The following is a 22,361-nucleotide window of genomic DNA, read 5'->3' on the forward strand; positions in this document are numbered from 1 at the left end:
CCGTACCTTACCGTCCCTGCCCAGATAGCGGATGCTATGAGTCTCGTTCCCCACGCACGCGGACCTTCCCAATGGACAAAACGACAAACGGCTGGCTGAGCGGCTTCATCGGGGTGTTGATCTTCAGCGGCTCGCTGCCGGCCACGCGCGTCGCCGTGCAAGGCCTCGACCCGCTATTCGTCACAGTCGCCCGCGCGACGATCGCCGGTACGCTCGGTCTGCTGCTCCTGCTCGTATTTCGCCAGGCGCGGCCGTCCCGCCGCGAGCTGATTCCGCTGCTGATCGTCGCACTTGGCGTGGTGGTCGGCTTTCCGCTGCTGACGGCGCTGGCGCTGCGCCACGTGAGCGCGGCGCATGCCATCGTGTTCGTCGGCCTGTTGCCGCTCGCCACCGCGATCTTCGGCGTGCTGCGTGGCGGCGAGCGTCCGCAACCGGCGTTCTGGCTGTTCTCGGCGCTCGGTAGCGGCGCGGTGGTGGCGTTTGCCTTGCGTCACGGGCTCGATGCCTCACCGATCGGCGACGCGCTGATGCTGGCCGCCATCGTCGCATGCGGGCTGGGGTATGCAGAAGGCGCGCGACTGTCGCGCCACCTCGGCGGCTGGCAGGTGATTTCGTGGGCACTCGTGCTGTCGCTGCCGCTCATGCTGCCGCTCGCGGTGTGGACGCGGCCGGCATCATTCGAGGGTGTCAGTCACGCGTCGCTCTGGGGCCTCGCCTATGTGTCGCTCTTCAGCATGCTGATCGGCTTTGTGTTCTGGTATCGCGGCCTCGCGCTCGGCGGCATCGCGGGCGTCGGGCAGTTGCAGTTGCTGCAGCCGTTCTTCGGCCTGCTGCTTGCGGGGCTGCTGCTGCACGAACAGGTGCCGCTGGCGATGATTGTGGTCTCCGTGGTCGTGGTGGGCTGCGTGGCGGGCGCGCGGCACTTCTCGCGGGCACCGGCGTCGGCGCGACCGGCCATCTGACGCGCGTCTCGACTGCGGCTGACCTGGGTCTCGCTTGCATCAAGCTTTCGTCTCGCTTTCGTCCGGTATCCGACTAGCATGCGTCTCATCGACATTCGAGCCCGCGCGGCGCGGGTGGCCAGTTGAATATGTCATCATTCCCATGATCGACTAACCACTGCCCAGCGCCGCGACTACGATGCCGACCGCTTTTGCTCAAACCGTCGAAGCCCGCTTTGCCGAACTTACGCCCACCTCCAAGCGCGTCGCCAGCTACATGCTGGCCAACCTCGACCGGCTCGGCCTCGAAACCGCCGATCAGATTGCCCAGCAAGCCGGCACGAGCGGCATTTCGGTCGGCCGGTTCCTGCGCAGCGTCGGCTATCAGAATCTTGACGACCTGAAGCGCGAACTGCGCGGCGCTCAGGAGCGTCCGTGGCTGATCACGGACCGGCTCGACGCGTTCCGCCGCGCTGCCGGCCAACACGACGAAACCACGCCGGACGCGAGTTCGACTGCCGAGCCCAACCCCGCGCTCGCCCGTTCGCTTGAACTCGAAACCAGCGCGATCCAGCATGTCTATCAACTCGCGCAGTCGCCGGTGTTCGCGCGCGTGGCTGAGCGCATCTCGAACGCGGACGCCGTCTACATTCTCGGCATTCAGTCTACGCGCGGCATCAGCAACGCGTTTTACAGCTACCTCGAATACATCCGCCCACGCGTGTTCTATTCCGACGGCATGTCGGGCTCGTACGTCGATTCACTGAACTCCGGATTCGAATCGCCTTATCTGATCGTCACCGACACGCGCGCTTACTCGAAGGTCGCGCGCCGCTATTGCGAAGCCGCGACGCGCCGCAGCCTGCCCTTCGCGCTCATCACCGACATCTATTGTCCGTGGGCGCGCGAATTCGATGGCGATCTGCTGCAGGTGAAAACCGACGTCGGCCAATTCTGGGATTCGCTCGCGCCGCTCACGTGCCTCTTCAATCTGCTGATTTCGGCGATCGTCGAAAGACTCGGGCCGCGTATCGACGAACGTGTCGCGCGCAACCGGGAACTGCAAAGCGAATTCGATCAGTTCGACGACCTCTGATGCACGCCACGTCCTTCGCCTCATGACCGACCATCGACTCATCGAAATCACGTCCGCCACACATGGCGTCGACATCGACCTCGTCTACGCCACCGCGCGCAATCTCACCGGCAAACCGATCTACAAGACGGCGCATTGTCTGCTGCTCGAACCGGCGGAGGCGGCGTTGCGCCGCGCGGTCGAACTGGCGAGTCAGATCGGCACGACGTTGCGCATTTTCGATGCGTACCGGCCGCCGCAAGCGCAGCAAGTGCTGTGGGATTTTCTGCCCGACCCGACTTACGTGGCGGACCTGACGCGCGGCTCGAACCATAGCCGCGGCACGGCGCTCGACCTGACATTGCTCGACGCACACGGCGAGGAACTCGACATGGGCACCGGCTTCGACGCGATGACGATCGAATCGGAGCACTTTCACCCGGGCTTGCGGCTAGAGGTGCAACGCAATCGCATGCTGTTGCTGGGTGTGATGCATGGCGCGGGCTTCACGCACATCAAGAGCGAATGGTGGCACTACGAGTTGCCGGGTTCGCGCGCGTTGCCGTTGATCGACAACAGCGCAAGCGGGCCGCTGCGCCTGATGTGATCGATCGACTGCCAGGAAAACGGGTATCCTCACGGGCTCGTTCAGAAGGAGGATCCATGAAGTTTTCAATTTGCCTGGCGGTTGCCGCCCTGACGCTGTCTGTCGGCGCGTACGCCCAGACCTCGCAAACCTTCCGTTTCGGCGAAGGCCAAAGCTCGCTGCCATCCGGTCATGCGCAGCCCGCTCCCGCGCCTCGCGCGCAGGCCCAACAGGCCCCGGCTTCGCAGCAATCCGCCGAACAACATGCGCCTGTATCCGAGGCCAAGCCGAAACATAAGGCGAAGTATCATCGGCATCATCGTGGGCATGTGACGCAGCCGGATACGTACTCGCATAGCTGAGCGGTGCCAGGCGGGTGACCATGAGCGTGCGTCGTCTTCGCTAAAGCTTGCTGACGCGCGCATGGGCTAAAGCGAAATACCCGCCATACGTCGTGGTGATTTTTGACTCGCTTCAAATTCGCGCGCGCGGCGGGCATAGTAAAACGTATCCGCCGATTTTTCGCCACGACAGGAACATGTATGAGCACCACCCATCCCGCGCCCAGCACCTCCGGATCAGCGAATGCAACCGCCCCGCTGATCCGCGACGCCATCGAAGCCGATCTTCCCGCGATTCAGGCGATTTACGCGCACCACGTGCTGACCGGCGTCGCCTCGTTCGAAGAGATACCTCCCTCCGTCGATGACCTGCGCACGCGGCTCGCGTCGGTACGCAGCCACGGGCTGCCGTACATGGTGGCCGAGATCGACGGCGAAGTCGCCGGCTATTGCTACGCCACGCCTTACCGGCCGCGCGCCGCGTATCGCAACACCATCGAAGATTCGATCTATGTGAACGACGCCTATCGCGGTCGAGGCCTGGGGCGCGTGCTGCTCCAGGCGCTGATCGAACGCTGCGAAACCGGACCGTGGCGCCAGATGGTCGCCGTGATCGCGGATGGCGGCAGCGGCGGTTCATTGTCACTGCATACGCAATTGGGATTCGAATTGACAGGCACCTTGAAGGCGGTGGGCTTCAAACACGGCCGGTGGCTCGATACGACGTTGATGCAGCGAACGCTCGGCAAGGGTGACTCGAGCATGCCGGACGATGAGGCGTCAGGGCGCGACTGAAGCGCCGTGTCTTATATTCGACTCAGCGCGAGTTGCGCAGTACCGCGGTGTAGGTGACCGGCCAGTCGTCCGAGGGCACAGGCATACGGCAACCGCCGCTGACGTAGTGCGATTCGGTTGCCATATGCAGACAGTGAGTAGCCCAAGCGCGAGACCGGAAATATAAGCGAAGCCACGTGAAAATTTCCATCGCGGGCCTGCATCGGGCGGCGCACTGGTAGCCGCACGCGCCGCCGCGTTAGAATCCCTCCCATGCCCAACACGCCGCCTCCTGTCCCGCCCTTGGCCGCCGACTCGCACGACCCGGCCGGTACCACGCCGCGCAACGAATACACCGTCGACGAACTCGCGCGCGTCACCGACACCACCGTGCGCAACGTGCGCGCCTATCAGGACCGCGGCCTGCTCGCGCCGCCGGAAAAACGCGGCCGCGTCGGCGTGTACGACGACACGCACGCTTCGCGTCTCAAGCTGATCAACCATTTGCTCGCCCGCGGCTACACGCTCGCGAACATCCAGGACCTGATCATGGCCGTCGACGAAGGCCACGATCTGCGTTCGATTCTCGGTCTGGAAACGGCGATCGGCGGCCGCTGGTCACGCGAGCGGCCGAAAAAATACTCGCTGATCGAACTGCTGCAAATGTTCGACGACAAGGCCTCGCCGAGCGCGCTCGGCAAAGCAGTCGACCTCGGTCTGCTGGAGCGCGACGGTCTCTCGTTCGTGTCAGGCAGCCCGACGGCGCTGGCCGCCGGCGCGACCATGGCGAAGGAAGGCATTCCGCTTGCCGATCTGCTCGACGCCGTGGGCATCGCGAGGCCGCATTTCAATGCGGTCGCCAAAGCGCTGGTCGATCTGGTGGTCCGCCAACTCGACCGCTACGACGCCGACGCGCTGCCGCCGCCCGCCGATGTGCCCGCTCTGGTCGACGCCATCTGGCGCCTGCGGCCGCTGGCGATGGTGCTGGTGGAAAGTGAAATGAACCGGGCGCTAGAAGAAGCCTCGGGCGATTATCTTGGCGACCGTGTCGCGGCCATCATGGAAAAGAAACTGGGCCATCCTGCTGAAGGCGCTGCGAGTACGGCGAAGAAGGACAAGACGAAGAAGTAGCCCGTGCGCGTAGTCTCGCTCTCGCGTTGACCTTCGCGTTGCTATCGCCTTCGCATTTTGTCCTTGCGTTCGCCCCTGCCGTGACGTTCGCGCTCGCATTCGCTTTTTGCCTTCGTTCGCGCTCGCCTTCGCATCCGCTCTTGCTTTCGTTCGTCCTCGCCTCGCCTTCAACCTCGCGCCCACTTTCTCCCGCGTCTAAGCCTTCGCCTTCTCGCGCTTATGCGCCCACCCGCTTGCGCAGCTAGACGAACACACCAAGACCCACGCCATGTTCCGCCGCGCGTCATATTCAAATCTGCATTGCTTCGTTTGAACGGCGGGACGTCCATGCGACGATCCCCGAACGTCGCCGCAACGCGTTTTCAGTCGCCTCCGCGGGCCCGCGCCATGCCATTCGCGGACTCGAACGAATCACGCTGACAACACGCGGCGGCCACACCAATCGAACGCAATGGAGATTCGCAGGATGGCCCGTCACGCCCGTTATTCGCTTCAACTCGCCGCCGCTTTGCTGGCGGCATTCACGACCTTGAGCGCCGCCGCGCAGACCAGCGGCAGTAGCAACGAGCCGGCCAAAGTCTTGCGCATTGGCTATCAGAAATCGGGCCTGCTCGCGGTGCTCAAGGCACAAGGCTCGCTCGACGAAAAACTCAAACCGCTCGGCTACAGCATCAAGTGGTTCGAATTCCCGGCGGGACCACAACTGCTCGAAGCGTTGAACGCGAACAGCATCGACTTCGGCTACACGGGCGCACCGCCGCCGGTGTTCGCTCAAGCTAGCGGCGTGCGCTTCGTGTACGTGGGAGCCGAGCCTTCGGGAAGTCATGCCGAAGCGATCCTCGTCAAAAGCGATTCGCCACTGCGAAACGTGGCCGATCTGAAGGGCAAACGCGTCGCGCTGCAAAAGGGCTCGAGCTCGAACTATCTGATACTCGAAGCGCTCAAGAAAGCGGGCCTGCGCTACGAGGATATTCGTCCGGTGTATCTGCCGCCCGCCGACGCGCGCGCCGCTTTCGAAAGCGGCAGTGTCGATGCATGGGTGATCTGGGATCCTTACTATGCATCCGCGCAGCAGGCTCTGAAGGCGCGCACACTCGCCGACTACACCGAGCTCAACGCCCCGTACAACTTCTACGAAGCGACGCGCGACTTCGCGCAGCAGCATCCCGACGTGATCGGCGCGATTCTCGGACAGTTGCGCACTGCCGGGCTGTGGGTCAATGCGCACCCCGTGGAAACCGCCGCGCTGATCGCGCCGAAGGTCGGCCTCGATCAGAAGCTGGTCGAAACGTGGGTGCGCCGGTATCCGTACGGCACCACCGCCGTCACCGACGAGATCGTGCGTTCGCAGCAGATCGTCGCCGATGCGTTCTACGGCGCCAACCTGATCCCACAGAAAATCACCGTGAAAGACAGCGTCTGGCAGAACCGCGAAGTCACGTCGGCCCTCGCCGCGAAGTAACTCCCGGCGGCCCTCCGCGCCTAGAGGCGGGCGTCTAGCCGCCCGCTTGCGTCATCCGTCGCCAGCCTCTATTGTTACATCGAACAATGTAACAGTTAAGAGCGTAAAAAGGAGACGGATCGGATGAACGCACGCATGATGCCCCACGACGCCGCGACGCCCGGCGCATCCGCGCCTATCGAGACCGATATCGCCATCATCGGGTCCGGGTTCGCGGGCCTCGGCATGGCGATCCGCCTGCGCCAGGCCGGCGTGACCGACTTCATCGTCGCCGAAAAGGCCAATTCCGTCGGCGGCACGTGGCGCGACAACCATTACCCCGGTTGCGCCTGCGACGTCCAATCCCACGTCTACTCGTTCTCCTTCGCCCCGAATCCGCGCTGGACCCGCATGTTCGCGCGCCAACCGGAAATCCACGCTTACCTCGAGGACTGCACGCAGCACTTCGGCATTCAGCGGCATCTGCGTTTCGGCCATGAACTCGCGACCGCGATCTACGACGAGACGCGCCACCGCTGGCAACTGACCTTTGCAAATGGCCAGCAATGGTCGGCACGCGTGCTGATTTCGGGCATGGGCGGCCTCTCGCGCGCGGCGGTGCCGAACATTCCCGGCCTTGAAAAATTCAAGGGCAAATCGTTCCATTCACAGCAGTGGGATCACGGCTATTCGCTCGAAGGGAAACGCGTCGCCGTGATCGGCACCGGCGCGAGCGCGATCCAGTTCGTCCCGCAGATCGCGCCGCGCGTCGCGCATCTCGACCTGTTCCAGCGCACGCCGCCGTGGATCATGCCCAAGGCCGACCGTGCCGTGACACCGCTCGAACAGTGGCTGTTCAAACACCTGCCGTTCACGCAGAAGATCATGCGCTCGGCGCTCTACTGCATGCTCGAATCGCGCGCCTTCGGTTTTGCGATTCATCCTTCGCTGATGAAGACCGCGCAGAAAGCCGCGGAGCGGCATCTGCGCCGCCAGGTGCGCGATCCGCAATTGCGCGCCACGCTCACGCCCAACTACACGATGGGCTGCAAGCGCGTGCTGATCTCGAACGACTACTTCCCCGCCCTGTCGCGTCAGAACGTGTCGGTGACGACCACGGGCATCGCCCGCATCGAGGAAGACGCGATCGTCACCACCGACGGCGCGCGTCACCTTGCCGACTGCCTGATCTTCGGCACTGGCTTCCAGGTGGCCGATCCGTTTCCGCGCGGCGTGGTGCGCGGGCGTGGCGGCGTCGATATCGTCGATACATGGCGCGACGGCACGCATGCATATCTCGGTACGACATTGCCTGGCTATCCGAACTTCTTCATGGTGGTCGGACCGAATACCGGTCTCGGCCATAACTCGATGGTGTTCATGATCGAGTCGCAGGTGGAGTACATCCTGCGCGCGCTGAACAGGATGCGTGCGGAGCGCGCCGATGCCATCGAAGTGCGTCCGCAAGTGGAGCGCGCCTACAACGAGCGGATTCAGCAGAAACTGGGCCGCGCGATCTGGTCGACGGGCGGCTGCAAGAGCTGGTATCTCGATCCGGCAACGGGCAAGAACACCGCGCTGTGGCCGGGCTTTGCCTACAAATTCCGCCAGGCCACCAGCACGTTCAGCATGGGTGATTACCTCGCGTATTCGCCGGCGCCGCATGCGGCCGGCGCGCCGACGGGTTCGGCGCAGGGCACGCATGCGCACGGCGGCGCAGCTTCGGCGCCTGTGGAAGCAGCCTGACGAAACATAACGACAACGACGAGGCACCGTTCAGGGAGAACTGGAGATAAGCCATGAAAAACTTCACCGACAGAGTAGCCGCGATCACCGGCGCAGGCTCAGGCATGGGCCGCTCGCTCGCGATCCAGTTGGCGCGCGAGGGCTGCCACCTCGCGCTTGCCGACCGCAATTCCACGAGCCTCGCCGACACCGCGCAGTTGGCGCAAGCCGCAGCGCCACGGATCGTCGGCTCGCCGCTGCGCATCACCACGCGTGTGCTCGATGTCGCCGACCGCGCCGCGATGTTCGACTGGGCCGCCGAAACGGCCGCGCAGCATCAGCGTGTCAATCTCGTGTTCAACAACGCGGGCGTCGCGCTGTCGAGCACCATCGAAGGGATGGATTACGCCGATCTGGAGTGGATCGTCGGCATCAATTTCTGGGGCGTGGTGCACGGCACGAAGGCATTTCTGCCGTATCTCAAGGCCTCCGGCGCGGGCCATATCGTCAATACGTCGAGCGTCTTCGGTCTCTTCTCGCAGCCGGGCATGAGCGGCTACAACGCGACCAAATTCGCGGTGCGCGGCTTCACCGAAGCGCTGCGTCAGGAGCTCGACCTGATGAAGTGCGGCGTCTCGGCGACCTGCGTGCATCCGGGCGGCATCCGCACGGGCATCGCGCAATCGAGCCGCATCGCCTCGAACATGGTCGGCTTCATGCTGGAAACCGAACAGCAAGGCAAGGACGACTTTGAGAAGTTCTTCATCACCACCGCCGATGAAGCCGCGCGCGTGATCCTCGACGGCGTGCGCAAGAACAAGCGACGCGTGTTGATCGGACGCGACGCGCGCGCCGCCGACTGGTTGGCGCGCACGTTGCCGGCGGCCTATCAGGCGCTGGTGGTGATGCAAACGCGCCGGATGAAACGCATCGCGGAAAAACGCGCGCGGCGCGCCGCGCACCTGGACGGAAAGCGCGCCTGACATCGCCGCCGCGCCCATAGGCGCCACGCACGTGATCCGATCACGCTCAGCAACACATCGAGAATCACAAGGAGAAAGGCCATGATGCCGATTCGCCGCGACCTCCGTTTCAACTTGCCGCAGGAACGCGCCTGCGATTGGCACGTGCAAGGCTCGCATGTGACACACTTCTTCAACGCGCTTTCGCTGCTCTTTCCGGCCGGCGAGCGTTTTTTTATGGACAGCGTGCGCAACTACCGTGATCAGATCGACGACCCTGAGCTGAAGAAGCAGGTGCTCGGCTTCATCGGCCAGGAAGCCATGCATACGCGCGAGCATGTGGAATACAACGATCTGCTGCAGGAAGCCGGCCTGCCCGCGCACAAGCTGGACAAAAGGCTGTGGGCGATTCTCAACTTCGGCCGCAAGATCTTGCCGCATTCGTACCAACTCGCCGTCACCGTCTGCCTCGAACACTACACGGCGATGCTTGCCGGCCTGCTGCTGGAAGACGCGTCGCGCATCGGCGGCTCGGTGGAAGGCTATACGCAGATGTGGACCTGGCATGCGCTCGAAGAAACCGAGCACAAGTCCGTTTCATACGATGTATGGAACGCCGGGCTCAAACCCGGCCTCGGCCGTTATCTGCTGCGCACCGGCACCATGCTCGCCACGACGGTGACGTTCTGGCTGATCGTGTTCGATTACCACGTGCGGCTCATCATCGCCGACCGCAAACGCGGCGGCCATCTCCGCGGCATGTGGCGCGTCGTGAAGTATCTGTACGGCCCGCGTCATGGTGTGTTTCCGCGCATCGCTGGCGAATGGCTGAGCTTTTTCCGGCCCGGCTTCCATCCGTGGGATCACGACAACCGTGCGCAACTTGCGCGCATCGACGGCCTGGTTGCCGCGGTCGATGCCACCAACGCGGTCACGCCGAGCGCCCGCAAGGCCGCGCGGCGCGGCGTGCAGGCGGCCGCGTGATACGCGACACGCTGTCGGTCGAGGCCGGCGACGTGCGGCTCGCGGTCTACGTGAGCGGACCGCGCGACGCGCCGCCGATCGTGCTGGTGCATGGTTATCCCGACTCGGCGGCCGTGTGGGAACCGGTACGCGCGCAACTGGACGCGCGCTACCGCGTGATCGCCTACGACGTGCGCGGCGCCGGCTCTTCCGAGGCGCCGGTCACGCGTCGCGCTTACCGGCTCGAGCGCCTCGCCGCTGATCTCGCGTCGGTCGCGGACGCGACCTGCGGCGCGCGGCCGTTTCATCTGGTCGGACACGACTGGGGCTCGATTCAAAGCTGGGAAGCGGTGACCGACCCTGCGTTCAAAGGCCGCATTGTTTCGTACACGTCTATCTCGGGACCGTGCCTGGATCACGCGTCCTTCGGCTTGCGCGACGAGAGCGAGGGTAACGGCGACGACGACACTCAAACCGCACATCCCATAACGAAGCCCCCATTCGGCAGTAGCGTTCGGCAAACGCTCAAGTCCTGGTACATCTTCTTCTTTCATCTGCCGTGGCTGCCGGAACTGATGTGGCGCGCGGGCGGCGCACGCCTGTGGCCGCTCTGGCTGCGTGTGACGGAACGCGTGCGCCCCGCGCCCGATCCGGCGCAGATGCGCAACGCGATCAATGGTCTGAACCTCTACCGCGCCAATTTCATCGACAAGCTGCTGCGCCCACGCGCGCGTCATGCGCACGCGCCGGTGCAATTCATCGTGCCGCTGCGTGACCGCTACGTCGGGCCGCCGCTCTCGCTCGGACTGGAGTGCTGGCTGGGCGCGTATGAGCGCACCGAGATCGATGCGGGCCACTGGGTCGTGTTGCGCGAACCCAACCGGATCGCGGCGAGCATCGAACGCTTCGTAGAGCGGCACCGCACGGATTGCGGCGGCTGCGCAGCGCCAACGCTCAACGCTCGCGGGGCAGGCGTGTGAACAGCGTCGGATAGTCGATTACGAGACCGTCTTCGTCCACCTTCATGTCGGCCGCGAAGTTGCGGAAGATGCCCTCGTAGCGATACTCGCGATGCAGCTCGATGCACGAATACGCTTGCTCGACGCGCGTGACCTGCAAATCAGGCGTCGAAATATACGCCACCGAAATCGGCTGACGCTCGCCTTCGGCCAGTTGCAAGCGGCGGATCGGCAGCGTGTTGGTGAACGGCGTAGCGGCGATATCGATGTCGATGCAGCCTTCGATCGCGCTCAGCGCGAGGCCGTGCCCATCGTGCCAATGGCCGGCGCCGTCGCCATGCAACTCCAGCTCGCCAGCGCCGACGATCTTCAGCCACGCATAGCGCGTGCGCCATTGCGCGTCGCAGCGCACCTTGTAGTGCAGCCCATATGGCTTGCCGTAGCGCTGCCCGACCACGACGCTTTCCACCGCGAAGCCGTCCTCGTGCGCGTCGAACGCCAGATGTTCGATGCCGTCGCCCTCTTCCGATGCCCACCGTAATTCACGCATGTGCCTGTCTCCTCGTGAGGCGGCGCAGCCGGGTTCTGCCGGGTTCCGCCGGGCTCATATCGTAGCGCGAATGCTTTCGACTCGCCGACTCCTGGACATCGCGGGCGTGTGTCGCAAATAGCCACTATCAACGCGCAGCGATGCCCGGCGCGGCCTGGCTGGCCTATGCTCGCGGTTCGCAGTCATCCGACCGGCGCGCGCCCGACGCTCGCGCGGCGAAATTGCGCATCATCGAAATCACCCGCCTTCCCATCATGCACGCCGCCGCGACCGAAGCTCAATCCGCCGCCTTGCGCACGCTGCTGCGCAGCCTCGGCCAGATCGTGCTGCAACCGAACGCCTTCACCGGCGCGTGCCTGCTCGCCGCCTGGCTGCTCTACGACCCGCGCCTCGCTTGCGCGGCGCTGATGGGCGCGGTCGCGGCCAATGTGAGCGCGGTATTGGCCGGCTATCGCGAGGACGATACGCGCGCCGGATTGCACGGTTTCAACGGCGCGTTGGCGGGACTCGCCGCCTTCAACTTCATCGCCGACAATGCGACAGCGGGCGCGGTGGCGATTCTCGCCGCCACGTGCTCGGCGTGGTTCGTGGAGCCGTGGTCGCGCTGGCTGCGGGCGCGCGGACTCGGCTTCTTTTCGAGCCCGTGCCTGATCGTCACGTGGCTTTGGCTGCCGATGGTCACGGTCAACGCGCCATCCGCTAGCGTGCCGCCGGCGCATGCGCTGGGCGCGACGCAAGTGGGCAGCGGACTGCTCGCCGGCTTCGCGCAAACCGGCTTTGCATCGGACGCGTTGCCCGGATTGCTAGTGTTGGTCGGGATTGCAGCGGCGTCGCGCAGGCATGCGCTGCGGGCGCTGATCGGCGCCGGATTCGCCAGCGCTGCGCATCTGCTGCTCGGCGCAACGATAACCTCCTTCGACGCGGGCCTGTTAGGATTCAACGGCGCGCTGACCGCGCTTGCGCTGGCCGACTGCGGCCTCGTCGCGATGCTCGGCGGCGTGGCCGTGTCGGTCGTGCTGCAAGCGCCGGCGGCGCACTTTGGCTGGCCGGTTATGACGGCGCCCTTCGTCCTCGCGACGTGGAGCGTGCAGTGGCTCAAGCAACGCTTGGCCCACGGCGTGAGCGCGGCCGCCGCCGAACCCGCGCAACCTGTGGACGCCGCACGCGGCGCGACGACGCCGGTCCAGGCCAGCCGCGCGAGCTAGTTACGCCGCCGGGTTTCGTCACAAGCTCGCGCCACACGTTTCGGCGATCATGCAACTTCAGGAGACAGACATGTCGTTCACTCACAGCCCTGCCGGCCGCGTCGCCGAGGCGGGGCCATTGTCCGATGCCGAGCGGCAGACCCGCGTCGACCTGGCCGCGGCCTACCGGCTCGCGGCGCTCAACGGCTGGGACGATCTGATCTACACGCATATCTCGGCGAGCGTTCCGGACGAACCCGGCCACTTCCTGATCAACCCATTCGGCCTCGCCTTCGATGAAGTGCGCGCATCGAATCTCGTGAAAATCGATATTGCGGGCAACATCGTCGGCGCGAGCGAACATGCGGTGAATGCGACCGGCTTCGCGCTGCACGCAGCGGTCCACGCGGCACGCGCCGATGCCTTCTGCGTGATGCATCTGCACAACACGGCGGGCGTGGCGGTTTCCGCGCAACCGGCCGGCTTGCTGCCCGCCTCGCAACACGCCCTGCGCTTTTACGGCCAACTCGCGTACCACGATTACGAAGGCCTCGCGTTCACGCCGGCGGAAGGCGAGCGACTCGTCGCGCATCTCGGCGACAAGCCCGCCATGCTGTTGCGCAATCACGGCACACTGACCACCGGCCGCACGGTCGCCGAAGCCTACGTGCTGATGGCAACGCTGCTCAAGGCCTGCGAGATCCAGTTGCAGGCGCAAGCATGCGGCGCGGAACTCGTCGTGCCAAGCGACGCAGTCGCCGCACGCACGGCGGAACAACTGTACGATGGCGGCGCCATTGAAGGCGTGCTCGAATGGCCTGCCTTGCTGCGCAAACTCGACCGCCTCGACGCCAGCTATCGCGATTGAATTCGCGCCACGTTCACTTCAATCCCAATCTCGTTCTTAACGGAGTCACACCATGCCCACGTTTCATATCGAACTCTTCGAAGGCCGCTCGGTGGAACAGAAACGCCAGTTCGTCGAAGCCATTACCAAGGCGACTTGCGAATCGCTCGGCGTCGAACCGAATTCGGTGGATATCATTCTGACCGACGTGAAACGCGAAAACTGGGCAACGGCTGGGCGTTTGTGGTCCGACGCCTGAGGCTGAAGCGTGCGGCATGGCTGACGACGCTGGCCGTGCATTGGCGCTTCAAACCCGCGTTACCAAGGGTTCCCACCTTGAGCTGCGCGCGTTGCGCGCGCAGCTTGTGATGCTCAACGAAGCGTATTTACAACGCATCGCCGTGGCGGCGTAACAACACACCGCCACCAAGTTACGCCATCAGAACTTGTGGATGATGCCCACACCGGCAGCAAACTGGCTGCGTGACGAGGACGGCGCGCTGTTCTGGCCGTCGCCGATATCGGCCGTCGCGTTGATGATGCTCACGCCGTTCGTGCCCAGGGTCTGACCGCCTGCGCGTTGATACGCCTCGAGCGCATACAGACCGGTGCGCTTGGAGAGGCTGTAGTACTGCGAGAGGTTGAACTGCTGGTAGCTAGCCGAGCTCGTGATGCCGTTCGCTTTGGTAGCACGCGTATAGCTGTAGCCCGCAGCCAGGTCCAGTGCCGTCAAAGGCTTGAAGTGCAGCACGGCACCGCCCGTGTTGAAGATCGCGGTGGTGTGGAACGGCGAGTTGATACCCGGAACGTATTGCACGTTCGAGTACGAGAACGACACGTCCCACTGCGGAGTGAACGCATAGCCGCCCGTTACCGCCACGCGCTGCTGTGCCTGGGCGCGCTGATAGCCGTTGTTGATGCCCGACACACCCGCCTGGGCGCCGTTGTTCGACGTCGTGGAGTCAGCGCCCCATGCGCCGCCGCCAGGCGTCGAGTTGTTGATGCGCTGGAAGCCCGCCGCAATGCCGAACGGACCATTCAGGTACTGCAAGGCCGCGCTCCACGTCGAACCGGCGTTGAAGCTGCCCGGCACGCCGCCCAGCGCATACGAGCCGCTAGCCGTCAGCCCATAGAAGTTCGGCGACGTGTACACCAGCGAGTTATTGACGCGGTACAGCGTATCCAGAGAGTCGATATCGCCCGGGTGTGCGCCGTATGCGCCCGTCAGCCAGGTGGTCGGGCTGTACGGCGAGAGCAGCGTGTAGTACGACGTATATTGGCGGCCTGCGGTGAACGTACCGTAGCTGGCATTCGCCACACCGACGTAAGCCTGGCGGTTGAACGCGAGACCGGAAACCGACTGCGCGCCAGTTGCGCTGTTAAAGCCCTCTTCCAACTGGAAGATCGCCTTCGTGCCGCCACCCAGGTCCTCGGCGCCTTTCAGGCCGAAACGGCTGCCGGCCCAGATGCCGTTGACCATCTTCACGACCGAACGGCCACCGCTGGTCGAACCGAGCGACGTTTGGCTACTCTGATAGCCGATCCCCGTATCGACGATCCCGTACAGCGTCACGCTGCTCTGAGCGTGCGCGCCGAGGGCGACCAAGCCAAGCGCCGAAGTTGCCAATGCCTTTTTCATTTCTGCTCCTCTTTAAAAGATTATTCTTTGATCGCGGCACCCTTCGAGGGCCGCGGAGTGTGGATATTTTTCGAATGCTCCGGCATTAATTAAGGATTTCAAAATACCGGATGACCATTGATCAGGCTAGGCAACCATGTCGAGAACATCGGTACGTAAGTCACGATGTTGATCGCGCTGAAGATAGCCAGGTAATAAGGCCACGCCACCTTGGTAGTTTCACCAATCGACACATTGCCGATCGCGCACCCGATAAACTGCACCGAGCCGATTGGCGGGTGCACCAGACCCAATGCGCAATTCAGCAGGATCATGATCCCGAACTGCACGGGACCGACGCCGGCGTGCATCGCCATCGGCAGGAACAGCGGCGTGGTGATCAGGATGTGCGCCGCCATGTCGACGAACGTGCCGAGGAAAATCTGGATCAGGTTGATGTACAGCAGCATCAGCCACGGCAGGCTGGTCGCGCCGTCGAGCATATGTTCGATCGCATCCGGAATCTCCAGATAGGCCATCTGGTAACGCAGCATGTTCGACACGCCGATCAGCAGCAGCACCACGCCGGTGGTTTTGGCCGCCTTGGACAATGCGTGGAACAGCTTCTTCATCGTCATCGAGCGATAGACGACGATCGTCAGCACCAGCGAATAAAACACTGCGATAGCGGCGGCTTCCGTCGCCGTGGCAATGCCTTTTGCCACGCAAACCAGAATGATCGCAATCACCATCAAGCCTGGCAACGCGCCAAGGAACGTGCGGGCCACGGCGTACCAACCCGGGAATTTTTGCAGTTCCGTCGACCCATCGGCACGACGCGGATAACCGTACTTGACCGCTTGCCAGTACGCGGCGATCAGTACGAAACCCATCACCCACAACACCGGCAGTAGACCGGAAAACAACAGATCGCCGATCGACACACCGCTCATTGGGTGTCCGTTCAACGTGCCCGTGATGCCCTGGGCCGCAAATGCATAGATGATCATATTGGTCGACGTCGGCATCAGCGCACCCGCCAGCGACGAGTGCGTCGTCACGTTGACCGCATAGGCCGCGCTATAACCTTCACGCTTCATCAACGGAATGACCACGCCGCCCATGGCCGACGTATCCGCCGAGGGCGAACCGGAGACCCCGCCGAACAGTGTGCAGGCGACCACGTTAGCCATACCGAGGCCGCCGCGGAAATGCCCGACCGTGGCTTGCGCGAAACGCAGAATGCGGTCCGCGATGCCACCGTGCAGCATCAGCTCACCGGACAGAATGAAGAACGGCACCGCGAGAAACGAGAAGCCGTTGATGCCCGAAATCATCGACTGCATGGCGGTGGCCGCCGGCAAGCCTTCGTACAGATAAGTCAGGACACACGAGAGCCCGAGCCCGAAGGAAACAGGAACGCCGAGAAGGAGAAAAACAAGAAAACTAACGGAGAGGATGGCAAGTTCCATGATTGCTCTAGTTTTGTTTCTGTGCGAAAAGCGCGAGCAGGTTCTCAATCGAGAACATTGCAATGCAGACGCTGGCAATAACCGGAATGCAGTAACGCAACGATTCAGGCAAGCCGATAATTGGAATCCGGTCTTCGGCGGTGGCCTCCACCATCTGCAGACACCCGAAGAAAACCATCACCGCAAACGCGATCAGGCAAATATGCTGAAACGCCGTGGCGATGAGTTGCCCTTTCGGCGGCAATTTCTTGACGAGCGAATCGAGCCCGATATGACCGCCCTCCCGCACCTTGAGCGCGGCGCCGAACATGGCGATCACGATCACCAGCAAAAGCGCGATGGGCTCGACGAAATCCGGCGCATCGCTGAAAACGTAGCGCATCACGACGCTGTAGATCACCAGCAGGCTCAGCACGGCGAGACTCACCGACGCCAGGATAACCAGCGCGCGGAACAGAAAATCATTTGGGCGTTTCATGAATCTCATTGAACCCATCCTTGCATACGACCGACCTGTCTTTAATAGTCAGCAATCCTGTTCGACTTATCGATTCAGGAAGCACGCAGCGGCAGAGCCCGCGAATCTTCTCGCAGGCTCTGTGCGCCGCAACTGTGCCTCCGTTCAGGCGAACCTTATTTGACTGCCTGAATCTCGTCGACGAGCTGCTTCATTTGCGGGGTCTTTTCGTACTTCGCCCAGACCGGCTGCATGGCCTTGACGAACGCGGCGCGATCGATCTGCGTCGAGGCGACGATGGTCGCGCCGCCCTTCGTGACCGTCTTGCCCGCGTCGGCTTCACGCGCCGTCCACAGCTTCTGGTAGTACGGCACCGAGTCGGCGGCAGCCTTCTTGATGATGTCCTGCTCTTGCGGCGTCAGCGTGTCCCACACTTTCTTCGAGAACACCAGCACTTCCGGCGTCATCGAATGCTGGGTTTCGGAGTAGACCGGCGCGACTTCGAAGTGCTTGGTCTCTTCGTACGACGGCAGGTTGTTCTCAGCGGCATCCACAAGACCCGTCTTCAGGCCCGTATAGACCTCGGCGAACGGCATCGGCGTGGGCGTGCCGCCCATTGCGCGGATTTCGTCGACCATCAGATCGGACGGTTGGACGCGAACCTTGAGGCCCTTCATGTCAGCCGGCGTGTGAATCGGCTTCTTGGTGTAGATGGAACGCGCGCCGCTCTCGTAGAACGTCAGCGCGATCATGCCCTTCGCCTTGAATGCGTCGAGAATCTTCTGGCCTTCCGGGCCGTACATCACTTTGCGGAAATGGTCGATGTCGCGGAACAGGAACGGCAGCGACGGGATCATCGATTCGGGCACGATCTCGTTGAAAGCGGCACCGTTGGCGCGCGCCATGTCCAATGCGCCGATGCGCACCTGATCGATCGTGTCGTTTTCGGAACCCAGCGCGCTATTGCCGAAGACCTTCACGGAATCCTTGCCGCCGGTTGCCTTGTTGATCTGTTCCCCCATGTATTTCACGGCCATGTTGGTCGGATAGGTGTCGCCGTGCACGTCGGACACGCGGAACACACGCGCTTGTGCCGACACGGTGCTGAAGGCCAGCAGCGAGGCTGCGACGATCATCGAAACACGGGAAGAGGCAAACTTCTTATTCATCGTGAAATTCCTTGAAAAATTGACCATCCAATCGATTGCGGAGGGCCCGCTTGCGGTGGCCGCCCGCGGATGCGACATGGTTTGCTGCGTCTCCCGGCTCGACGCTCGCCACCGCTTGCGGTCACGAGCGCTTTGCCATGCTGGTCTGTGCAACGTCCCCGGCGCAGATGCTCAGCACTCCTGTCAGACAACTCGACTCTTTTACTTTTGCTTCACCTGCATCGGCTTGCGTCGCGCGTACGAGTAGTCGCGCGCGTCGACGCCGCCTCGTTCAGACCGAAAACTTGAAAATTCACAGAAAGGAATTCGTTTGGGCTTATACGTTGTACGACGACATATGAAGTCTATAAAACGAAGTTTGAGTTGTACAGACGGTATTTACCCGCACCGCGAAGGCATCCGGCACGGACGACCGATGCATCGCACGGCGAGTCCCTACGCCAACTGGCGCGGCGCTCCCGGGGTAAAACCGGCATGCCCCGGAGACGCGGTTTTTCGTAGCGAAATGTGACGAGACCGTAGTCTTTACACCACAATGTTGTACGACGACCTATGAATATCGAGCAGACAAACAAAGGGCGCCGGAGCATGACGACATGCCCGGCGCCCTTCTCATGCGGGCTTCGCTTACAGCTCGCCGGCGAACTCCGGCTCGGGCAGTCCGGTCACGCTAGGACGCACGGCGAACAGATGGCCGTCGTGCTCGCTCGCGTTCGCTGCGGGACGAATCGACGTGACGAACAGCGTGTCCAGATCGCGTCCACCGAAGGCACACATGGCCGGCTTGATGGCCGGCACGGCGATCTGCCGGTCCAGCTTGCCTTCGGGCGTGAAGCGCAGCAACAGGCCCGCGTCGTTCGCGCAGATCCAGTAGCAGCCGTCGGCGTCCACCGCGGCGCCGTCCGGACGGCCCGCATGGTGGTTCAGATCAGCGAACACGCGACGGTTGCGCGGCTCGCCAGTCTCGACGTTGTAATCGAAGGCCCAGATCTGCCTGCGCAACGGATGCGAGTCCGACAGATACATGGTCGTGCCGTCCGGCGACCACGCGAGGCCGTTCTGCGTAATGAGCGCGTCGACGACCGGCGCGGACAGCACGCCGCGCGCATCGAAACGATAGAGCGCACCGGCCGGCTTGGCCGCCGCCATGTCCTGCACCATCGTGCCGGCCCAGAAGCGTCCTTGCCGGTCGCAGCGGCCGTCGTTGAAACGCATGTCGTCGCAAGCGAAATCCGGGGCGGCGAGCTTGCGCCCTGTCACCTGCACGGGTTCGCCGTTCGCCGAGGGCGCGGTCAGCGTGACCGCAAAGAGCCCGGTCTCGCAGCCGGCCAGCACCGTGCCGCGATGATCGAACGCGATGCATGCGACTTTCTCCGGCAGCAACCATTCAGAGCGCTCGCCCGAATCGATCCGCAGCCGCACGATCTTCTGCGCCGGAATATCCACCCAATACAGGGCTTGCTCCGCGACGCGCCACACAGGACTTTCACCGACTGAGGCCGGCGCCTGCCCCGCTGCCTCGACTCGCTCCACTCGCGGGTTCGCCGCGGCGCTCACCGTTTCGGCTCCATCGGACCGGCGAGCACAAATGGGCCGCCCTGGAAACGCTGCGTCGGATCGTCGAGTTCGGCGGTCGGTGCCGTGACCGGAAAGAGATGCTCGAATTCGACCGAACTGTCTTGCGGGCGAAAACCGAGGAACGCGGCCTTCGTGTTGTCCACCCACTTGGTCCGGTTATCCGAGACGCCGTAGACGATCGCGTGACCCACGCGGTTGGTGAACAGCGAGCAGCGCACCAGCTCGATGAAGTCGCGATAGCTCAGAAAGGTCACGAGCATGCGCGGATTCTTCGGCTGCTCGAACGACGAACCGATCCGCAGACACACGGTCTCCAGACCGAAGCGATCGAAGTAGTAACGCGACAACGATTCACCAAAGCATTTCGTCACGCCGTACAAGCTGTCGGGACGCAGCGGCGCATCGATATCGACCACCTCCGTCACCGGATGAAAACCCACCGCATGATTCGAGCTCGCATACACAATGCGCTTCACGCCCTGCTTCTGCGCAGCCGAATAGAGGTTGTACAGGCCACGGATATTCGCTTCGATCAGATCTTCGAACGGCGCCTCGACGGAAATGCCGCCGAGGTGAATCACCGCGTCCACGCCTTCGAGCAGCGCGTGGACCGCGGCTTCGTCCGCGAGGTCGACGGTCGAAGCTTCCTCATGCGCCGCCACCTCGCCAAGCGGAGCGATATCCGTGACGCGCACGATATCGGCCCACGCGGCGAGCGCGCCGCGCAACTGCTTGCCGAGGTTGCCCGCCGCGCCGGTGAGCAGCAGGCGGCGAAAGGGTTTCTGTGCCGCGCCGCGGTCAAGGTTCGAGTCAGTCATGTTTCTATAGTGGTGTGAGTGCGATCAGATCAGGCAAGGCAGCCAGCCGGCCCATCAGGTCACCGGCGCCGGATTGAACAGCGTCAACGCATTGTGGAGCTTGAGCTTTTCAGCGCAGGTCTCCTTGCGCCCGCTGGCGACGTCGAGCATCAGACGGAACAGTTCCCAGCCCACCTCTTCGATGGTCGCCGCGCCGGTCGCGATGGTGCCGGCGTTGATGTCCATCAGGTCGTGCCAGCGGCGCGCCAGATCCGAGCGCGTCGCGACCTTGATGACGGGCACTTCGGCGAGGCTATACGGTGTGCCGCGGCCGGTGGTGAAAACGTGCAGGTTGATACCCGCCGCGACTTGCAGCGTACCGCAGATGAAGTCGCTAGCCGGCGTGGCCGCGTAAATCAGGCCTTTCTGGCGAACCTTCTCGCCCGGCGACAGCACGCCGGAAATCGCCGAATTGCCCGACTTGATGATCGACCCCATCGCCTTTTCGACGATGTTCGACAAGCCGCCCTTCTTGTTGCCCGGCGTGGTGTTGGCGCTGCGGTCCGCGCCGCCGCGCTTCAGATAATCGTCGTACCACTGCATCTCGCGGATGATCGCTGCGGCGACCTCCGGGTTGGCCGCGCGCGCCGTCAATTGATCGACGCCGTCGCGCACTTCGGTGACTTCGGAGAACATGACCGTGGCGCCGGCACGCACCAGCAAGTCGGTCGCGTAGCCCACCGCGGGATTCGCGGTGAGGCCGGAGAACGCGTCGCTGCCGCCGCATTGCACGCCGATCACGAGATCGGACGCAGGGCACGTCTCGCGACGGCGATTGTTCAAACGCTTCAGATGACCATCGGCCATTCGCATGATCGACTCGATCATCGACTGGAAGCCGACGTGCGCTTCGTCTTGCAGTACGACGACGTCGCCGTTCAGATCGGCCTCGATATCGCCGATGTCCGCGACTTCGGCCACATTCGCGGCCGCGGCGATCGGAATCGTGCCGGGCGGCATCAGGCGCTCGGGCTGCAGCTTCTCGCAGCCGAGGCTGACCATCATCACCTCGCCGCCGAAATTCGGATTAAGGCTGATGTTGCGCACGGTGCGGATCGGCACCATCGCGTCGGGTGCGTCGATCGCAACGCCGCAACCGTAGGTGTGGCCGAGGCTCACCACGTCGTCGACGTTCGGATAGTTAGGCAGCAGTTCGGCCTTGATGCGGGTGACCGCGTGCTGGACCACATCGGCGACGCATTGCACCGTGGTCGTGATGGCGAGAATGTTGCGCGAGCCAACCGAGCCGTCCGCGTTGCGGTAGCCCTCGAACGTGTAGCCCTCGAGCGGCGGCATCTCCGGCGCCTTGATCGTGGCGATCGGCAGATCCTCGAGTCCCGGCGGGCTCGGCATGCGGATCACATGTTCGTTGATCCAGCTGCCCTTGGGCAGCGCCTTGAGCGCATAGCCGATCACCACGTTGTAGCGGATGACCTCGTCGCCCTCGGCCAGATCCGCCAGCGCGACCTTGTGCCCTTGCGGTACGCGCTCGCGCAGCGCCAGGCCATCGGGAAATACCGCGCCCTCACCCAGGCCGCCGTCGTTGACGACGATCGCGACATTGTCATTGGGGTGAACGCGAATGTAGAGCGGAGATTGTTCCATTGCATCGATCCTTATGGCGATGTACGCCTGCTGCGCCAGCTATTCATACGTCATCCTACAACACGAGAGATTGCACAGACGTTCCGTATTTACCCTAGGAGAAGCATTATGCCGCGAAATGCCCGT

At 63.3% G+C, this 22,361-nt stretch carries 23 protein-coding genes; 15 read left to right on the forward strand and 8 right to left on the reverse strand.

The annotated features are described in order from the left end of the window. Positions 1-71: 71 nt before the first annotated feature. The 11 genes from P0D80_RS19175 to P0D80_RS19225 all read left to right on the forward strand — a co-directional run bounded on the left by P0D80_RS19175 (position 72) and on the right by P0D80_RS19225 (position 10,919). Positions 72-962, forward strand: coding sequence for a DMT family transporter (locus P0D80_RS19175; protein ID WP_408178410.1), 891 nt, complete (start codon positions 72-74; stop codon positions 960-962). Positions 963-1,140: 178 nt separating this feature from the next. Continuing rightward, on the forward strand, positions 1,141-2,037 hold the full coding sequence (gene sapR, locus P0D80_RS19180; RefSeq protein ID WP_408286031.1) for a sap1 transcriptional regulator SapR: 897 nt from the start codon (positions 1,141-1,143) through the stop codon (positions 2,035-2,037). 22 nt (positions 2,038-2,059) lie between these two features. Then, positions 2,060-2,623, forward strand: coding sequence for a D-alanyl-D-alanine dipeptidase (ddpX, locus tag P0D80_RS19185; protein ID WP_408178411.1), 564 nt, complete (start codon positions 2,060-2,062; stop codon positions 2,621-2,623). A 56-nt stretch (positions 2,624-2,679) separates the two neighbouring features. Continuing rightward, positions 2,680-2,964 (forward strand): hypothetical protein, encoded by a 285-nt coding sequence (locus P0D80_RS19190; RefSeq protein ID WP_408178412.1) that lies wholly within the window; start codon positions 2,680-2,682, stop codon positions 2,962-2,964. A gap of 180 nt (positions 2,965-3,144) precedes the next feature. Continuing rightward, positions 3,145-3,738: a GNAT family N-acetyltransferase gene (locus P0D80_RS19195; RefSeq protein WP_408178413.1), complete on the forward strand. Its 594-nt coding sequence runs from the start codon at positions 3,145-3,147 to the stop codon at positions 3,736-3,738. 252 nt (positions 3,739-3,990) lie between these two features. Further along, a complete protein-coding gene (locus tag P0D80_RS19200) occupies positions 3,991-4,848 on the forward strand; it encodes a MerR family transcriptional regulator (protein ID WP_408178414.1) in 858 nt (285 codons plus the stop codon). A 466-nt stretch (positions 4,849-5,314) separates the two neighbouring features. Beyond that, on the forward strand, positions 5,315-6,310 hold the full coding sequence (locus tag P0D80_RS19205) for a sulfonate ABC transporter substrate-binding protein (protein WP_408286034.1): 996 nt from the start codon (positions 5,315-5,317) through the stop codon (positions 6,308-6,310). 123 nt (positions 6,311-6,433) lie between these two features. After that, positions 6,434-8,035, forward strand: coding sequence for a flavin-containing monooxygenase (locus P0D80_RS19210; RefSeq protein ID WP_408286036.1), 1,602 nt, complete (start codon positions 6,434-6,436; stop codon positions 8,033-8,035). 53 nt (positions 8,036-8,088) lie between these two features. Then, on the forward strand, positions 8,089-8,997 hold the full coding sequence (locus P0D80_RS19215; protein ID WP_408286038.1) for an SDR family NAD(P)-dependent oxidoreductase: 909 nt from the start codon (positions 8,089-8,091) through the stop codon (positions 8,995-8,997). A gap of 81 nt (positions 8,998-9,078) precedes the next feature. Beyond that, positions 9,079-9,960: a metal-dependent hydrolase gene (locus tag P0D80_RS19220; protein ID WP_408286040.1), complete on the forward strand. Its 882-nt coding sequence runs from the start codon at positions 9,079-9,081 to the stop codon at positions 9,958-9,960. Then, positions 9,957-10,919, forward strand: a complete 963-nt coding sequence (locus tag P0D80_RS19225; protein ID WP_408286041.1) for an alpha/beta fold hydrolase — start codon at positions 9,957-9,959, stop codon at positions 10,917-10,919. The genes P0D80_RS19220 and P0D80_RS19225 overlap by 4 nt, the downstream gene beginning before the upstream one ends. Here P0D80_RS19225 and P0D80_RS19230 read toward each other — a convergent pair. Further along, positions 10,894-11,448, reverse strand: coding sequence for a putative glycolipid-binding domain-containing protein (locus tag P0D80_RS19230; protein WP_408286043.1), 555 nt, complete (start codon positions 11,446-11,448; stop codon positions 10,894-10,896). The genes P0D80_RS19225 and P0D80_RS19230 overlap by 26 nt on opposite strands. 254 nt (positions 11,449-11,702) lie before the next feature. On the opposite strand from P0D80_RS19230, the gene P0D80_RS19235 reads away from it, so the two are divergent. From P0D80_RS19235 to P0D80_RS19250, 4 genes are all read left to right on the forward strand, one after another. Further along, the gene (locus P0D80_RS19235) at positions 11,703-12,653 is read left to right on the forward strand and encodes an urea transporter (protein ID WP_408286134.1); all 951 of its coding nucleotides are present in this window, start codon (positions 11,703-11,705) and stop codon (positions 12,651-12,653) included. Positions 12,654-12,723: 70 nt separating this feature from the next. Further along, positions 12,724-13,500: a class II aldolase/adducin family protein gene (locus P0D80_RS19240; protein WP_408178421.1), complete on the forward strand. Its 777-nt coding sequence runs from the start codon at positions 12,724-12,726 to the stop codon at positions 13,498-13,500. 52 nt (positions 13,501-13,552) lie between these two features. Continuing rightward, positions 13,553-13,738: a 4-oxalocrotonate tautomerase gene (locus P0D80_RS19245; RefSeq protein WP_106280598.1), complete on the forward strand. Its 186-nt coding sequence runs from the start codon at positions 13,553-13,555 to the stop codon at positions 13,736-13,738. Positions 13,739-13,754: 16 nt separating this feature from the next. After that, a complete protein-coding gene (locus tag P0D80_RS19250; RefSeq protein WP_408178422.1) occupies positions 13,755-13,892 on the forward strand; it encodes a hypothetical protein in 138 nt (45 codons plus the stop codon). Positions 13,893-13,918: 26 nt separating this feature from the next. Here P0D80_RS19250 and P0D80_RS19255 read toward each other — a convergent pair whose 3' ends face one another. The 7 genes from P0D80_RS19255 to garD form a co-directional block, all read right to left on the reverse strand. Next, positions 13,919-15,118: a porin gene (locus tag P0D80_RS19255; protein ID WP_132382860.1), complete on the reverse strand. Its 1,200-nt coding sequence runs from the start codon at positions 15,116-15,118 to the stop codon at positions 13,919-13,921. 98 nt (positions 15,119-15,216) lie between these two features. Then, positions 15,217-16,569 (reverse strand): TRAP transporter large permease, encoded by a 1,353-nt coding sequence (locus tag P0D80_RS19260; RefSeq protein WP_095420608.1) that lies wholly within the window; start codon positions 16,567-16,569, stop codon positions 15,217-15,219. Positions 16,570-16,576: 7 nt separating this feature from the next. After that, positions 16,577-17,056, reverse strand: coding sequence for a TRAP transporter small permease (locus P0D80_RS19265; RefSeq protein ID WP_132382858.1), 480 nt, complete (start codon positions 17,054-17,056; stop codon positions 16,577-16,579). Positions 17,057-17,202: 146 nt separating this feature from the next. Further along, the gene (locus P0D80_RS19270) at positions 17,203-18,195 is read right to left on the reverse strand and encodes a TRAP transporter substrate-binding protein (protein WP_132382856.1); all 993 of its coding nucleotides are present in this window, start codon (positions 18,193-18,195) and stop codon (positions 17,203-17,205) included. 627 nt (positions 18,196-18,822) lie between these two features. Further along, a complete protein-coding gene (locus P0D80_RS19275) occupies positions 18,823-19,752 on the reverse strand; it encodes an SMP-30/gluconolactonase/LRE family protein (protein WP_408286046.1) in 930 nt (309 codons plus the stop codon). After that, positions 19,749-20,591: an NAD-dependent epimerase/dehydratase family protein gene (locus tag P0D80_RS19280; protein ID WP_408286048.1), complete on the reverse strand. Its 843-nt coding sequence runs from the start codon at positions 20,589-20,591 to the stop codon at positions 19,749-19,751. Before P0D80_RS19280 ends, P0D80_RS19275 begins: the two co-directional genes overlap by 4 nt. Before the next feature lie 54 nt (positions 20,592-20,645). After that, positions 20,646-22,235, reverse strand: a complete 1,590-nt coding sequence (gene garD, locus P0D80_RS19285; protein ID WP_408178425.1) for a galactarate dehydratase — start codon at positions 22,233-22,235, stop codon at positions 20,646-20,648. Positions 22,236-22,361 lie beyond the last annotated feature (126 nt).

It is taken from the genome of Paraburkholderia sp. RL17-373-BIF-A, assembly GCF_046030175.1.
Classification (GTDB): domain Bacteria; phylum Pseudomonadota; class Gammaproteobacteria; order Burkholderiales; family Burkholderiaceae; genus Paraburkholderia.

What these genes read in the sequence shown, in the direction of transcription:
- P0D80_RS19235 (WP_408286134.1), top strand. Translation starts at nt 11,703, where the DNA reads ATGCACGCCGCCGCGACCGAAGCTCAATCCGCCGCCTTGCGCACGCTG.
- P0D80_RS19265 (WP_132382858.1), bottom strand. Translation starts at nt 17,056, where the DNA reads ATGAGATTCATGAAACGCCCAAATGATTTTCTGTTCCGCGCGCTGGTT.
- P0D80_RS19245 (WP_106280598.1), top strand. Translation starts at nt 13,553, where the DNA reads ATGCCCACGTTTCATATCGAACTCTTCGAAGGCCGCTCGGTGGAACAG.
- garD (WP_408178425.1), bottom strand. Translation starts at nt 22,235, where the DNA reads ATGGAACAATCTCCGCTCTACATTCGCGTTCACCCCAATGACAATGTC.
- P0D80_RS19220 (WP_408286040.1), top strand. Translation starts at nt 9,079, where the DNA reads ATGATGCCGATTCGCCGCGACCTCCGTTTCAACTTGCCGCAGGAACGC.
- P0D80_RS19260 (WP_095420608.1), bottom strand. Translation starts at nt 16,569, where the DNA reads ATGGAACTTGCCATCCTCTCCGTTAGTTTTCTTGTTTTTCTCCTTCTC.
- P0D80_RS19210 (WP_408286036.1), top strand. Translation starts at nt 6,434, where the DNA reads ATGAACGCACGCATGATGCCCCACGACGCCGCGACGCCCGGCGCATCC.
- P0D80_RS19175 (WP_408178410.1), top strand. Translation starts at nt 72, where the DNA reads ATGGACAAAACGACAAACGGCTGGCTGAGCGGCTTCATCGGGGTGTTG.
- P0D80_RS19280 (WP_408286048.1), bottom strand. Translation starts at nt 20,591, where the DNA reads ATGACTGACTCGAACCTTGACCGCGGCGCGGCACAGAAACCCTTTCGC.
- P0D80_RS19250 (WP_408178422.1), top strand. Translation starts at nt 13,755, where the DNA reads ATGGCTGACGACGCTGGCCGTGCATTGGCGCTTCAAACCCGCGTTACC.
- P0D80_RS19230 (WP_408286043.1), bottom strand. Translation starts at nt 11,448, where the DNA reads ATGCGTGAATTACGGTGGGCATCGGAAGAGGGCGACGGCATCGAACAT.
- P0D80_RS19205 (WP_408286034.1), top strand. Translation starts at nt 5,315, where the DNA reads ATGGCCCGTCACGCCCGTTATTCGCTTCAACTCGCCGCCGCTTTGCTG.
- P0D80_RS19190 (WP_408178412.1), top strand. Translation starts at nt 2,680, where the DNA reads ATGAAGTTTTCAATTTGCCTGGCGGTTGCCGCCCTGACGCTGTCTGTC.
- sapR (WP_408286031.1), top strand. Translation starts at nt 1,141, where the DNA reads ATGCCGACCGCTTTTGCTCAAACCGTCGAAGCCCGCTTTGCCGAACTT.
- P0D80_RS19195 (WP_408178413.1), top strand. Translation starts at nt 3,145, where the DNA reads ATGAGCACCACCCATCCCGCGCCCAGCACCTCCGGATCAGCGAATGCA.
- P0D80_RS19270 (WP_132382856.1), bottom strand. Translation starts at nt 18,195, where the DNA reads ATGAATAAGAAGTTTGCCTCTTCCCGTGTTTCGATGATCGTCGCAGCC.
- P0D80_RS19255 (WP_132382860.1), bottom strand. Translation starts at nt 15,118, where the DNA reads ATGAAAAAGGCATTGGCAACTTCGGCGCTTGGCTTGGTCGCCCTCGGC.
- P0D80_RS19215 (WP_408286038.1), top strand. Translation starts at nt 8,089, where the DNA reads ATGAAAAACTTCACCGACAGAGTAGCCGCGATCACCGGCGCAGGCTCA.
- P0D80_RS19200 (WP_408178414.1), top strand. Translation starts at nt 3,991, where the DNA reads ATGCCCAACACGCCGCCTCCTGTCCCGCCCTTGGCCGCCGACTCGCAC.
- P0D80_RS19240 (WP_408178421.1), top strand. Translation starts at nt 12,724, where the DNA reads ATGTCGTTCACTCACAGCCCTGCCGGCCGCGTCGCCGAGGCGGGGCCA.
- ddpX (WP_408178411.1), top strand. Translation starts at nt 2,060, where the DNA reads ATGACCGACCATCGACTCATCGAAATCACGTCCGCCACACATGGCGTC.